This window comes from Marinitoga sp. 1135 (genome assembly GCF_013363245.1).
In the GTDB taxonomy this organism is placed as follows: domain Bacteria; phylum Thermotogota; class Thermotogae; order Petrotogales; family Petrotogaceae; genus Marinitoga; species Marinitoga piezophila.
The window spans coordinates 157,408-171,075 of sequence record NZ_LBEZ01000025.1 but is presented as its reverse complement, the minus strand read 5'-3'; the positions used below and the strand labels follow the sequence as shown (position 1 = coordinate 171,075).

Genomic DNA, 13,668 nt, shown 5'->3' with positions numbered 1-13,668 from the left:
CACTCCTTTACTAAAGGGGCGTCCCGAGAACGCCCCATCATCAATAAATAATATTTATTTTCTCATTGCATCAATCTTAAATTGATATAATTCCATTAAATCAGGCTCAAACTTTTTATCTTCAAGAATCATCTTTTTGAATAAATCATCATATACTAATTTTACCTGTCCCCAGTCTTTCCAGATAGGTGCAATGTATGATAATACACCTGTATTCATAACTGTTACAGCATTCTTGATAATTTCATCCTGTGCATCATTCCCAAGATATTTTATAGCTTCGTCAACTGGAGGTATAAATCCACCTGTACCTTTACTTGCTTTAAGCATTATATCTGGTCTTGTCATATATTCTAAGAATTTCAAAGCAAGATTAAAGTGTTTTGTTCCTTTTACAATTGCAAATCCGCTTGTACCTGCTACAGAACCTCTTCCTGCTGGTCCTTTTGGTGCAGGTGCAACTATAAACTGTGTAGGATTGCTGTTATATACCTCTCCAACCCTTGCACAATGTGCAACTGTCATCCATGTTTCTCCTCTTTTCATTGGAGGTCTTGTATCATCATATGTTTTTATTGCAGGTGAAAATGCATCTTTCATCTTATAAATAAGATACCATGCTGCCATTGAACCTGGATTGTCTAAATTTGGCCAGTCTGCGCCATAAGATAATGCAATAGCACCAATTTGATAAATCAATGATTTCATAGGAACACCAGTAACAGCAAATTTTCCTTCACCTTCTGCTTTTGCTACAAGATTAGCCCATTCTGCAAGTTGTTCCCATGTCATATTGTTAATATCAATATTCTCTGGTTTGTACTTTAATGCTTTTTTATTAATAAGTGTAAGATATACATCAGCTCCTACAGGTAAGAAATACCTTCTTCCATTAAACATGGTCATTGAATCAAAACCTTTAGAAAATGTTCTATCTGTCCATTTTTCAACATAAGGAGTTAAATCATATACATATCCTTTATCTACCATTTTAGGCATGTTTGAAGCATATAATATTATTACATCTGTAGTTACCTTATTTGTTCTAACCTGAACATCTACTTGATCCATTATACTTTGATCGTCCATTGTCTGGAATTTAACCTTACAATTATACATATCTTCAAATGGTTTAATAATCTCGTTAATAATAAACTCCTTTTCTGTTGGTGGAGTCCATAATCTTGAAGATACTACTAATGTTTCAATAGCAAAAGAAAAAACAACAATTGAAATAATCAAAGATACCAAAATAATCTTCTTCATGTCTAACCCTCCCCTAAAATTTTTAGGCATAAATGCCCACTATATAAAATAATATCACTTTATGTAAGCGGTTACAAATACCAAAAATAATGATTATATACAATTACAGTTGATAATCCATCTTAAATATTAATTATTCATATAATATTCATATTATCGTGTATAAGGTTTAATGGTTAAATATGATAATATTTAATTAGAGAGAATGGAGGCGATTTTATGGAATATAATGATTATATAAACGAGCTTAATAAGATAAAAAAAGATTCTATAAATGGTTTAAACAAAGATTGGAAAGTATTAGAAAGTGTTTATTTAAAAGTAAATGAAAATGGTGAATATAAAAAGTTTATAGGAAATACAGTTGTTATTCCATTGAATAATGAAGACAAAAAAAAGGTTCAAATTATTCAAAAATTATTATACAGCGAATTAAATGGAATATTGGCTAATGAACTACCTGAAGAAACCTTTCATTTAACCATTCATGATTTGTGTAATTATTTTACTGCTGATAATCTGGAAAAATGCATGAAAAATTCTGAAAATAAGGTAAAGGAAGTCTTCCGAGAATTAAAGGAGATATATGAAAATACAACAATAACATTAAATTCCAATGGATTATTCAATGGTGGTGCTGCAATAGGAATACAATTTTATCCAAAGGATTTCCCAGATTTTAATGCACTCATAAATATGTACAATATTTTTGAAAAGGTATTACCTTTGAAAAAAATACTCATTCCTCATGTTACTCTTGGCTATTATTTGCCCAAAGAATATACCTATGATGAAATTCAAACAATTAAAAAAGTTTTAAATGACATTGAGTTTTCATTTGAAATTACACTCAGTTTAAATGCCTTAACTTTCCAGAGGTTTGAAAATATGATAAAATATATTGATCTCTTTTCATTAAAAGATATTTAATAATTTTTATACAGGGGGATTTGTATATGAATACAGACAATTATCTCATTATCGATGCACATTTTGATTTACTTACATATGTAACTGAAAAAAGGAAAGAAGGAAAAAACAAGGTAATAATGAATAGATTTTATGATGATTTTAAAAAAGGAAAGGTTAATATTATAGTGTCTTCATTATTTATTTCAGAAAAATACATTCCTGAAATGGCATTGAGAAACGCTTTAGACCAAATAGCATCTTTACATTATGAAATTGAGGAATCTGAAGGAAAAATAATGCTATGCAGAAATATGAAGGATATTCAATACGCAATTGATAATCAAAAGCTTGGAATATTACTTTCATTCGAAGGTTTAGATCCCATTGGAAATGATTTATATTTATTAAAAGTGTTCTATGAATTAGGAGTAAGATTTGCTGGTTTAGTCTGGAGTCGAAGAAATTACGTTGCAGACGGTGCTTTTTTCTCTGAAGTAGAAACTGGTACAGAAGGAGGATTAAGCAGTTTCGGAGTTAAAATAGTGAAAGAAGCGGAACGATTGGGAATGTTGATTGATGTAAGCCATTTAAACGATAGTGGTTTTTGGGATGTAATTAAATTTGCTACAAAACCTATTATTGCATCACACTCCAATGTCAGAAAACTTTTTAATTCAAAAAGAAATTTAACAGATGAACAAATAAAGGCTATTGCAGATAGCGGTGGAGTAATTGGAATAAATGCAAATGGTATGTTTGTAACAGATAATAACTCTGAAAATAATATTAATGGCTTAATTAAGCATATAGATTACATTGCAAACCTTGTAGGAGTAGAACATGTGGGATTTGGTTTTGATTTATGTGATATGTTTAGAGATGAGCAAGTAGATTCTTTAAACACTCATAAAGAAATACCTGTATTAATTGAGAAATTAAAAGAACATGGATATACTGAAACCGAAATAAAGAAAATAACAGGTGAGAATTTCTTACGTGTATATAAATCTATTTTATAAACTATTCTAAAGGGAGTGATAAAAATTAATTTAAAGCAAATATCCTTACTCTCCGGTATTTTGTTGATATTATTTTCAGTTTTGATTTTGGTAAAAGTGTTATTAAGTCCAACAAATGGAGGAGGACTTTATCTGAGTTTAATGATAGCTTTTACCTTTCTCGGAATAGCTTCTTCATTAATATATTATTATATAAAAAAAGAAAAATAGATTTTTAACCTAAATTTATTTAATACTATATAATTAATTACTTTGAAAGATTTTTATCATCTTTTATCTTATAACACAGAAATAGATCACTAAAAGCTAAAATAAATGCTATATCAAATCTTACTTTCAAGGAAATGCCTATTATATATCCAAAACCAAAAACTATTATTGTAGTTATTAAAATTTTAAAAAAAGTAGTTTTCCATTGGAAATCAACTCTCCTTCCAATTTCAAAAATTATAATGAACATAAGATAGACCAAAATAAAATTGACAATATTATTGTTATTATTTTCTATTGAATTTTTTATAGAAAAAAACCAAAAAATACTACTTATAATCAATATATATAATAGACTTTCTATTGATTTTAACATTTTTCTCAAGTGTTTCACCTTTATTTCCTCCATAATCTTGAATATATGAAATTCATAAACAATTTTACTTTGTTCATATCTATCCCTTTTCAAAATAATAAAAAATAATCATTTATAATAATATCTTACTTATTTTCTCCACAGCATTTTTTTCTCTACCATATAAAATAACAAGTTTGTTCTTATTTTTGTATATATAAAAATAAAGACCTTTATATTTTTGAGTAATAAAATAATAGTCTATAACTCTTATTTCAAATTTAGTCTTTAATTTTAAAAAATCACCTGAATTTAAAATTGTTTTTATTTTATCAAATTTTATTTTTGCTATTTTATTATTAAAAAATTCATAATATTCTATATATATTTTTTTGTATTCAGAATTTTCATCTATATATAATACCAAATTATTTTTGGTATTTTCATCATTAAACACGTGAATAAAATAACTTTTATTTAATGGATAATATTGAAATCCTTGATTATCCAGATTCCTCTTGAATTCATTAAATTCTCTTATTCTAATTTTTTTTACTCCACCTATAGTAAATATTATAACAATGAATAATATAAAAAAGAAAAATGTAAATTTAAGATTTTTTCCCATTTTTTCACCTCTTTTAAACCAAAATACTTAAATTTAAGATTTTTACGAATGTTTATTTAAATCTTAACAACTAACCAAATGAGGCAAAAGCCTCATTTGGTTAAATACATCCCCATCACAATTAATACTTCCATACACTTCTTTCTGGTTTCGTATAGCCCCCTCAATACTTTGGTTCATATTTCCTGAAGAATCTATATCCTATTGTGAATATTAACATTGTGATTGCCATTGGTATTATTATTCTCCACAATCCCACGTATATTACAAACTCTATCCCTTTTGAGCTTATTAATTTTTTTGTCATTAAATATACGTAGTTTAATGGATGATATATTTTGTTGTATCTTGGCAATAGGAAATATGTGTATATTACAAATAACGATACCATTATTGAGAATAGGTTGTTTTTTACTATTGTATATATCATCATTCCCAGTATTGCTGTAAATAGTATCGCTATTTCATAGTTTATATATATTACTATTGTCATTATTAAATCTTTTATTTCCGGTTTTCCTATTATTGTTATATAATAGTAGCTGAAAATTATCAGGTTATATATACTGTATATTGTTGTTATCCACAGTAACGATATGGCTTTTTTGCTGTAGAATTTTAATCTGCTGTTTTTCATGAATATGTATGTGTATAATCTGCTTTCTGTTGTTTCATGCAATACTTTTATTCCAAATATTATTGTTATTAGCTGTATTAATCCTAAGAAGTTCCACATGCCTCCAAAGTATTTTGCTGCTATATATGACATTTCTGGTTGCCCATAATATGATCTTGCTATTAGATATACTATTCCTTTGGCTTTTATTGTTGAGAAGAAGTAATATATTATTAGCGATGATAGAAAGAATTTGTCTTTTTTTATTTTTTGTAGTTCTGCTTTAATCATTTTTCCCATCTCCCGAGGATATTTTTATGAATGTTTTTTCCAGTATTGATGTGTTTTTTTCTATGTCTTTTATTTTTATCCCTTCCTGTTTTAATTTTTCCAGCGTTTCCATTATGTTGTCGCTTTTTATTATCGCTTTTCCATCTTCTATTCGGTATTCCAGCCATTCTGGATATCTTTTTGCCTCTGCGTCTATTATATATTCATTCTGTTTATCAAAGTCTTCTCTTGACATTATTTTCTGTATTTTTCCATCGTATAATATTCCCACTCTATCAGCCATTTCTTTTGCTTCTGATAATACGTGTGTGCTTATTATTATCCCTTTTCCTCTTTCTTTTAATTCTTCCATTAATTTCATGAAGTTTTTTCTTTCTATTGGATCCAGTCCTTCTGTTGGTTCGTCGAATATGTATATATCCGGATCTATCATTAATAATAACGATACTGCCAGTCTTTTTTTCATTCCCGTGGAATATTTACCTACTTTTTTCTTTGCATGTTGCTGTATTCCTGTTATTTTTAAATATTTATCCATTTCTTCTTTTGTGACTTTCTTATATATGCTCGAGCTAATATATTTCATATTTTCATACGCATTCATGGTTTTTATAAACTGTGGTTCTTCTACGAAGCCCAATAAATATTTCCCTTCTTTTATTTTTATTTCTCCTTCATCGGGATTATATACTTTTGTTAATATATAAAACAGTGTGGATTTCCCTGCTCCATTTTCCCCTAATATTACAAACTTTTCCCCTTCTTTTACGTCAAAATCCACGCCTTTTAATACTTCTTTTTCTTTGAAGCTCTTTTTTATCCCTTTTACTTCTATCATTTTTTCACCACCGTTCTTTACTCAATTTTTAATTCATAAATTTCAAATACTGAATAGTTCTTCCCATCTTTCTTTTCTGTTTCGTTTAATACTCCATAATATTTATCTTTCATTTTGAAAAAGATTATTGGTTTGTCTGTAATTTTTGTAATTTCACCAGTTTCAAAATTAATTTTGTAATTTTTTCCTTTATATAAAACTTCTTCAATTTCTGTCGGTAAATCCGGAATTAATAAAAAAATACTTTTTGTTGTTCGTGGAAAGAATACTCCATTTTTTTCTAATTCTTTTTTCCAGATTACTTTGAATTTATTATTTATTATTTCACCCATTACCAATTTCATAATATCTTCTTCATTTATTTCTATTAATACTTTTTTATTCTTATATGCAAAATATGAATATTCAATCTTTCCCTCCTTTAATAATGGATATATCTCTTCCATGTTTATATCCTCTACTTTTCCATTTTCAAGATTATATCTTTTTATGTTTATCTTCCCTCCATAATTTCCAAAATATGCATATTTCCCATCCTGATATATATAAACATAATATTTCATATCTGAAAATGCCTTTTCATCTTTTTTTAGAAGTTTATATGTCTTTGCATCAAATGTATGTTTTAGTTTTATGTATTTACTATTTGATCCAAAGAATGACGATACGCTTTTTTCCCCTGTGCTCTCAAATATATATAATTTATCCTTATACTCTGCCGTTTCAAGATATCCCGAAAAATCATTTAATGTAATTAAATCTTTATGCCACTCAAGATTTTTATCAACTACCATTATTTTTCTTTCAGACTCATTTACTCCTAAACTTATTATTAATCTATCCTTTAGTTCTTTATCAATCATCACTGCCCATGATTTTATTTTTAAATTCAACTTTTTATTGAATATATATTCATTATCCTTTTTTATATATTCATTTATTTCCATATCTCCATTCTTCTCATTTCCACATATTATCCAGAATTTATCATCAAAATTAAAAATTGTTATTGCTGTCACACTTCTAAGATCGCCTAATTCATATAATGCCGGTGATTCCTTTTTTATTATTTGTTCTGTGTTATCTTTTAATGAATATATGCGTATTTCAAAATATTTTCCACTTGCTACCCATGGCACGAGTACTACTTCATTTTTTGTAAATGCCGTAACTATTTTTGGTGGTTTTTGGACATTTTCTATTTCCAGCTCTATTTTCTTTATCATTTTTAAACTATCAGAAAACAACGAGATCGTTAGTGTCAATATAAATAAAATGATTAATCCTCTTCTTTTCATTTTCTCATCCCCCTATTTTTAATTTTTCAACTTAAATTTTATCATTTCTAACATGACTTTCAAGGTCTATTTCCAAAATAAAAAGTCGCTATTTATCAGTGTTTCAGAAATTAAAAAATGTTACTGTTTAATTAACTCATGTAACACACGTTTTTTTCATATTCTTTCTTTGTTATTTATAATATGCTTGTATTAAACTTTTTAACCAATTCCAATTATAAATCTTATGTTACAATGTAATGTTAAATTCAATGTTTCCAAGGTTTGGATTTTTACCGGTAAAATTTTGGTTAAAAAATAATTAAATAAATAAAAATCCCCTTTCGGGGATTTTGAATGTCAAATTATATACTTTTTTAATCTATTCCATGAAATTAATGCTTCTCTTAAAGAGTTCCAGATTCCAAATATAGAATTATTCATTATATTTGCTACATCTTTTACATACATGTATAATGCAATTAATGAACCAACATCTTTTAAAAGTAATCCTCTATATATTAGATATGCATATATTGAATATTGAAAAAAATCATTTATTGTAAAAGACAAAAACCAATCCAATATATTTATTTTTATTGAAAAATCTCTATATTTATTAATGTTATTTTCAAAACGTGATATTTCAGAATTTACAGCATTAAATAAATGTATCTCTTTCAATCCCTCTAATTGGTCCATTGCATCTGATATGTTATTAAGATTTATCTCAATTTGTTTATCATAATTTTCATAAAAATATTTATTTGAAATCCATATGCTAACGAACGATAATATCGTATATATTATTGTTGCAATACCAGATTTTATATCAAGGTTAAATATAAAAATTATGAGAAATATCATCTTAAATATTATAGTGAAATTTTCCATTCCTGAAGAGCTTACTGCTTCCATTATTTTTTCAGGTAATCTTAATAAACTTTCAGAATAATATATTTCATCATATTCCTTGAATTCTAAATAATCGAATTTTAAAATGTTTGATAAACCTTTTATAGTTATTAAATATGATGCTTTCTTCTTATAATATTCTAAAAAGATTTTTACCATGGTTTTTAATAAAAAAGATATTATAATTATCAAAGTCATATTTAATAAAACTTTATAATTAATTATTCCAGATGTCAAAAAATCTATGAAATCCTTTGTATAAAGTGGAATTGTAGTATAGAGATATTCTGAAATAATTGAAATAATAGAAAGAACTATGATAACAAATATTATTTTTTTCATAATATCACCATTTTATATCTTGGTTTATTGAAAATTTTTAGAATATTCCTCATATACACTTATAATCTCTGGTATTACGTTAGTATAATTGCTTATAAAAATAGAATAAGAAGTGATAATTTCAACCATTTGAATGATCTTAATTCCTTCACCAAGAGAAATGTTTTTTTCTATAATTGAAATTCCAACAATATACAAAATTGCTGGAAAAACCAAAAAATTCATAATTTCAAAACCTGAAATAAATAATTCTATTTTCTGTTTTCGCTTTATAATATTCAAAATCTCTTTGAAATGATTTGAAATTCTATTGACCTCATTTTTTAAAATATTAAATACTCTAATTTCCACAAAACCTCTTAAAATATCCTCAATTTCTTTTATTTTCTTCGCTTCTAATCTGATAATTTCCAAATTTTTTGAAGAAAGATATTTTATTTTTAATCTGGATACTATATATAAAACAATTGTATTAGCAATTAATAGTACTCCCACTATTAGGGATCTTTTCAATATATAAAAAAGCAATATAAAATAAAAAATTATATAAACCACAAAATTGACGTTTGATTCGTAAAATAAAGATGCTATACCCTCTTCAGAAAGATTAAATAGTAAATCTATCTTTTCTGAAAAATTATTTATCTCTTTATTGTTTCTCAATAAAAATTCAAAACCTCGTTTTTTATAATAAGATGAAATCTCGTATATATTTTTTGTATAAAATATTCCAAAAAAAATATTTAAAAGTAATTGAAGAAAATATACAAACAATAATATCTGAAAATATTGAAAGGCTTTTTCGCTACCAAAATTATCAGTCAATCTCTGAAATATAAACGGAACTGATATATTTCCAAATTGAATAAAAATGCTTATTATAAACACAAAAAATGTTTTTAGCTTATTAGATTTTGGTAATTCTTTTAAAATATTAAAAAAAACTTCCATTTTTATCACCTTATAAAAAATTTCGTTTTCTATTATATCATACAGATAGTCTCAAATGAGTTTTTATCTCATTTGAGACTATTATAATTAATCAAAATGTTGTATATAAATAATTATCAAATTTTATTCTTCATATTCTATACTCATTTTTTCTTCAAAACTATTTAAATAGAAATTTAAGATAAAAATTCTAAAATTTTTCAAATACCTTTGCTATTCATTTTATTTATGAAATTAAGATTTTTTGATATAATATTTTCTGTATCAAAAACATAATATATTTACGATGTATCTTAAATAGTATTTTCTTTTATTTTATCATTTCTAACATGACTTGCAAGTGTTTTTTTTAAAATAAAATTTCGCTTTTTATCAATATTTTAGAAGTTGATTTTTATTACATTTCAATTAACTCATGTAACATCGAAAAATCCGGTATTTTATTTCGTTTTTTAAAATACTTTTATATTCGTTATTTTGTCTTTTTCTTAATTCTTTATTATGTTACAAGAGAATGTTAATTTTAAAGTTTCTTACTTTCAAAAAAGATTAGTAAAAATATTTTTAACTTTTTGTAAGTTGGAGGTTAAAATGGGGATTTGTATAAAAGATATTTTAAATATAGTTGAGTATGGTTATTTTTCAAAACCAATTGTTAATTATATTTATCCAAAGATTAGTGATGTAGCATTGAAATATTATCTTCTGTTATTAAAATCAATATGGAATGAAGATTTAGATAAAGCTTTATTTTATGCAAATAAAGTTATTTCAACAACACCAACAATAATGTTAAGAGAATTAGCAAGATTTGAAAAAATAGATATATTATTAAAACAAAATAAATTTGAAGAATCAAAAAAAGAATTCATAATTCTTAGAAAAAACATTAAAACACTTTCTGAAGATGCACGAAATATTATTTTACCTGGATTAAAACATATCTCTTCGAAATATAAAGATAACTATGATTATATAAAAGTATATGGTAAAAACTACAATGAAAGTTATGCTCAAAAATCATTATTGAAATATTCTCAGGCAAGAAAAAACTTAAATGATAAAAATTACAAAAAAGCATTTGAGATTTTTATTGAAGGTTACTTTATTGCAAAAAAATTTCCACATCCAACAATGATGAATGCAGGTTTAAATAGTGCAGCCTGGTGGATTCGAAAGATTGATAAAGAGAAAGCTTTAATCACTGCTAATTTATTGGAATATTATATGGGATATTATTATGATAATTTAAATTATACTTATAACTGGTTTGATACGATTTTTGAGGTATACAAAATAAATAAGTATTTAAATTTATTTGATATTTCGGTTATTGTTTTGGATTATAAAAAAAATGTATCTTTCGAAATAAATCCTGAATTTGAAAATGTTTATAACAATAAAAGTAAATTCAGAAATAGACGTTTTAGAAAAAACACTTCTCTATATTTTAAAAATAATCTATTCAAAATTAAAAAAACTAATATTTCTAAAATCCCTGTATTATTTTTTTCAACATATACAACATTAATAGAAAAACCATTTTTTACAAAGAATCATATTTTGAAATTGATTTTTGAAGGAGATAAAAATAAAATCATTAAATTCTTCTCTGCTAATTATGAGAAGATGTATTTTTTTAATATTATGATGAGTGATTTTGATTTGAAGAAAGTTGAAAGAAGATTATTGAATTCTGAAGATGTTGAAGATGCGGAATATAATATTTCACCATTTTATTTAGCAAGAAAAAAACTCATCACTGAGCTTTTTAAGAAACCAAAGAACTTTAAGGAGTTTGTTTTTAATTATTTTAAGCTCAGTGATGAGGAAATGAGAATATTTGATGTGTTTTTAAGAAATTGCGTTCGATACGATATTAAATGGCCCATTACTCCTTATCCAAAAGGTAAGGTTCGTGATTTTGCTATTAAATATGGTCTTGGTCAAAAACGTGTTGCTTTAGGCTATTACTCTTTTGAAGACGATGAAAGAGCTTTGGTTGATGAGATTATTGAGAGGTTTTTATAATAAAATAAAAAAATCAAGCTGAAAAAATCCAGCTTGATTTTTTATTGATTATTAACTTCGACTTAGTCGACAACGTCGACAATTTTCGACAACTTTCGACAGAATAATTTAAATATATAAATATTTTACTTTGCCTGAGAGTTTATAAGTTCCGTTTTGCTCTATAATTATTCCCAATTCTAATAATCTATCAAAAATTGAATATGCAGTTGATCGAGGTAATTTATTTTTTGAAATAGCTTTTTTTACAATCTCTTCTCTACTTCCAGGATATAAACTTTCATCAATAAATGTTTTTTGTTTTTCTGTTAGCGAAATTTCATTTAAATATTCTTTTACAATATTTCTCATTAAAGTTTTTACCATTTTTTCATCAATTTTTGTAATCTTTTGAGACAATGCTTCAAAAATAATCTTTTGTGTAATCCAGAATGCATCTCGCGGATTACCGTCTGAAAAATCAGCAATTAATTCCAATGATTTATCATCAAAAAAATCAATATGTTCTTTTAACCTTTTAATAAGAATTTCCTTGATTTCAGATGAGGTAAATTCTCTTAAAAAAATTATATCTTTTATTATATTTTCAAGGTTTCCACTTTCATTTCTATGCATTCTATCATTTTTATATTCTCTATATATAGAATACGGCAATGAAACAATTACAATAAGTCCTTCTTTTTGCAATTCCAACTTTAAACTATCCAATACAATTAATACATCACGTTTTTTTTCTTTATCCAATTCATCAATTATTATAATCACTTTATTATATTTTTTTATCAATTCATCAGTTAATTTATTTAAATATTCTTTTGCTTTAAAATAATTAAAACGTGGTGCTTTTTGATTTTGAGAACCAACTGATGCATTTCCAATAAAACTTATTCCTAATGAAAATCCCTTAATATATGAAATTTCTTCAAGAATCCATTCTTTAATTTCCTTTGCAATTTTTATATCTTTTTCAGATACCAAAGATAAATTATAAAGTATATCATAAAGAATTGTATCCTGATTTTCTCTTTGAGTTAATGTTATTTTTATTGTATGAAAAGGTATTTCAATATTATTTATTACAGTTGTTTTTCCAATACCAGTTTCTCCGCAAATACCATAAATTCCATATGGCTGATACTGCGTCAAAAGATTTATTAATTCAAATTCTTTTTCTCTATTCACAAGCAATTTTTTATCTGTTTTATTTAAAGGTTTATCAACTACTTTTTCAATTATCTTCCCTAATTCCATAATCTCACCCCAGATATTATTATATCACATTAGTTCGACTTAGTCGACAACATCGACAATTTTCGACAACCTTCGACAGGATATTTAATCAAGCCGCTTCCTATTCCAAAAAATTGTTTGACAAAATTATCTATCAAGGAGTTTTTATAACAAAATCCCTAGAATCTAGGGATTTTGTTAATTTTATGATTTTTCATTTTTTATAATACTGCGAAATATAATCATCAATAAAATCATTCCACAATCTTCTTACATCGATATTTTTTATTCCATAAGATATATATAATCCCAATGTATCCATAGTTACAAAAATTTTTTGAGCTAATAAATTTATATCTACATCTTCTTTTAACTTTCCATTTTCCGATATTTCCTGTAATTTTTCTCCGATTTTATTTAGAACCTTTGTTATATATTCTTCAAGCAATTCCTTTATTTCTTTGTTTTTTAGTGATTGTTGAAATAACACCATAGTAATATTTTGAGATTTTTGATCCTGTTCATATATATCTATAGCCATAAAACCAAATTCTTTTATTTTATCAAGAGAATCAAAGGAATATTGGTCAAAGATTTTTACAAACTCTTCAAAATATGATTTTATTACATGATAAAATAATTCATCCTTACTTTTAAAATAATGATAAATAGCTCCTTTGGAAACTCCTGCAGTTTCCTTAATTTTATTTAAACTCGCATTTTCATAACCATTTTCTGAAAAAACCAGATATGCTGCTTTTAAAATCTTTTCATAAGTATCTTCCAT

The 13,668-nt window shown here is 25.3% G+C and carries 13 protein-coding genes; 3 read left to right on the top strand and 10 right to left on the bottom strand.

The window, feature by feature from the left end; translation table 11 throughout:
* Positions 1 to 54: 54 nt before the first annotated feature.
* Entirely contained in the window at positions 55 to 1,266 is a 1,212-nt protein-coding gene (locus tag XO10_RS10345; protein WP_014297541.1) for an ABC transporter substrate-binding protein, read from the bottom strand.
* Between the two features lie 219 nt (positions 1,267 to 1,485).
* On the opposite strand from XO10_RS10345, the gene XO10_RS10340 reads away from it, so the two are divergent.
* Positions 1,486 to 2,196 (top strand): hypothetical protein, encoded by a 711-nt coding sequence (locus XO10_RS10340; protein ID WP_014297540.1) that lies wholly within the window; start codon positions 1,486 to 1,488, stop codon positions 2,194 to 2,196.
* Between the two features lie 26 nt (positions 2,197 to 2,222).
* Complete coding sequence (locus XO10_RS10335) at positions 2,223 to 3,197, top strand: dipeptidase (RefSeq protein WP_175421481.1); 975 nt, start codon at positions 2,223 to 2,225, stop codon at positions 3,195 to 3,197.
* A gap of 247 nt (positions 3,198 to 3,444) precedes the next feature.
* On the opposite strand, the gene XO10_RS10330 is transcribed toward XO10_RS10335, so the two are convergent.
* The 7 genes from XO10_RS10330 to XO10_RS10300 all read right to left on the bottom strand — a co-directional run bounded on the left by XO10_RS10330 (position 3,445) and on the right by XO10_RS10300 (position 9,620).
* A complete protein-coding gene (locus XO10_RS10330) occupies positions 3,445 to 3,801 on the bottom strand; it encodes a hypothetical protein (RefSeq protein ID WP_014297538.1) in 357 nt (118 codons plus the stop codon).
* 94 nt (positions 3,802 to 3,895) lie between these two features.
* Positions 3,896 to 4,390 (bottom strand): hypothetical protein, encoded by a 495-nt coding sequence (locus XO10_RS10325; protein WP_014297537.1) that lies wholly within the window; start codon positions 4,388 to 4,390, stop codon positions 3,896 to 3,898.
* A gap of 163 nt (positions 4,391 to 4,553) precedes the next feature.
* Positions 4,554 to 5,297 (bottom strand): ABC transporter permease, encoded by a 744-nt coding sequence (locus XO10_RS10320; RefSeq protein WP_014297536.1) that lies wholly within the window; start codon positions 5,295 to 5,297, stop codon positions 4,554 to 4,556.
* Positions 5,290 to 6,135, bottom strand: coding sequence for an ABC transporter ATP-binding protein (locus XO10_RS10315; RefSeq protein WP_014297535.1), 846 nt, complete (start codon positions 6,133 to 6,135; stop codon positions 5,290 to 5,292). The genes XO10_RS10320 and XO10_RS10315 overlap by 8 nt, the downstream gene beginning before the upstream one ends.
* 17 nt (positions 6,136 to 6,152) lie before the next feature.
* Positions 6,153 to 7,433, bottom strand: a complete 1,281-nt coding sequence (locus tag XO10_RS10310) for a hypothetical protein (RefSeq protein WP_175421480.1) — start codon at positions 7,431 to 7,433, stop codon at positions 6,153 to 6,155.
* 339 nt (positions 7,434 to 7,772) lie between these two features.
* Positions 7,773 to 8,669 (bottom strand): ABC transporter ATP-binding protein, encoded by an 897-nt coding sequence (locus XO10_RS10305; RefSeq protein WP_175418598.1) that lies wholly within the window; start codon positions 8,667 to 8,669, stop codon positions 7,773 to 7,775.
* A gap of 24 nt (positions 8,670 to 8,693) precedes the next feature.
* A complete protein-coding gene (locus tag XO10_RS10300; protein ID WP_014297530.1) occupies positions 8,694 to 9,620 on the bottom strand; it encodes an ABC transporter ATP-binding protein in 927 nt (308 codons plus the stop codon).
* Positions 9,621 to 10,211: 591 nt separating this feature from the next.
* On the opposite strand from XO10_RS10300, the gene XO10_RS10295 reads away from it, so the two are divergent.
* Entirely contained in the window at positions 10,212 to 11,651 is a 1,440-nt protein-coding gene (locus tag XO10_RS10295) for a hypothetical protein (protein WP_175421479.1), read from the top strand.
* 108 nt (positions 11,652 to 11,759) lie between these two features.
* Here the strand turns inward: XO10_RS10295 and XO10_RS10290 are convergent, their stop codons facing one another.
* Together XO10_RS10290 and XO10_RS10285 are read right to left on the bottom strand one after the other, a co-directional pair.
* Positions 11,760 to 12,902, bottom strand: a complete 1,143-nt coding sequence (locus tag XO10_RS10290; protein WP_175421478.1) for an ATP-binding protein — start codon at positions 12,900 to 12,902, stop codon at positions 11,760 to 11,762.
* A 193-nt stretch (positions 12,903 to 13,095) separates the two neighbouring features.
* Complete coding sequence (locus tag XO10_RS10285; protein ID WP_014297526.1) at positions 13,096 to 13,668, bottom strand: TetR/AcrR family transcriptional regulator; 573 nt, start codon at positions 13,666 to 13,668, stop codon at positions 13,096 to 13,098.

Bases quoted from the DNA above. Each gene is read 5' to 3' on its own strand.
- XO10_RS10345 (WP_014297541.1), bottom strand. From the start codon at position 1,266: ATGAAGAAGATTATTTTGGTATCTTTGATTATTTCAATTGTTGTTTTT.
- XO10_RS10340 (WP_014297540.1), top strand. From the start codon at position 1,486: ATGGAATATAATGATTATATAAACGAGCTTAATAAGATAAAAAAAGAT.
- XO10_RS10335 (WP_175421481.1), top strand. From the start codon at position 2,223: ATGAATACAGACAATTATCTCATTATCGATGCACATTTTGATTTACTT.
- XO10_RS10325 (WP_014297537.1), bottom strand. From the start codon at position 4,390: ATGGGAAAAAATCTTAAATTTACATTTTTCTTTTTTATATTATTCATT.
- XO10_RS10320 (WP_014297536.1), bottom strand. From the start codon at position 5,297: ATGATTAAAGCAGAACTACAAAAAATAAAAAAAGACAAATTCTTTCTA.
- XO10_RS10315 (WP_014297535.1), bottom strand. From the start codon at position 6,135: ATGATAGAAGTAAAAGGGATAAAAAAGAGCTTCAAAGAAAAAGAAGTA.
- XO10_RS10310 (WP_175421480.1), bottom strand. From the start codon at position 7,433: ATGAAAAGAAGAGGATTAATCATTTTATTTATATTGACACTAACGATC.
- XO10_RS10305 (WP_175418598.1), bottom strand. From the start codon at position 8,669: ATGAAAAAAATAATATTTGTTATCATAGTTCTTTCTATTATTTCAATT.
- XO10_RS10300 (WP_014297530.1), bottom strand. From the start codon at position 9,620: ATGGAAGTTTTTTTTAATATTTTAAAAGAATTACCAAAATCTAATAAG.
- XO10_RS10295 (WP_175421479.1), top strand. From the start codon at position 10,212: ATGGGGATTTGTATAAAAGATATTTTAAATATAGTTGAGTATGGTTAT.
- XO10_RS10290 (WP_175421478.1), bottom strand. From the start codon at position 12,902: ATGGAATTAGGGAAGATAATTGAAAAAGTAGTTGATAAACCTTTAAAT.
- XO10_RS10285 (WP_014297526.1), bottom strand. From the start codon at position 13,668: ATGGAAGATACTTATGAAAAGATTTTAAAAGCAGCATATCTGGTTTTT.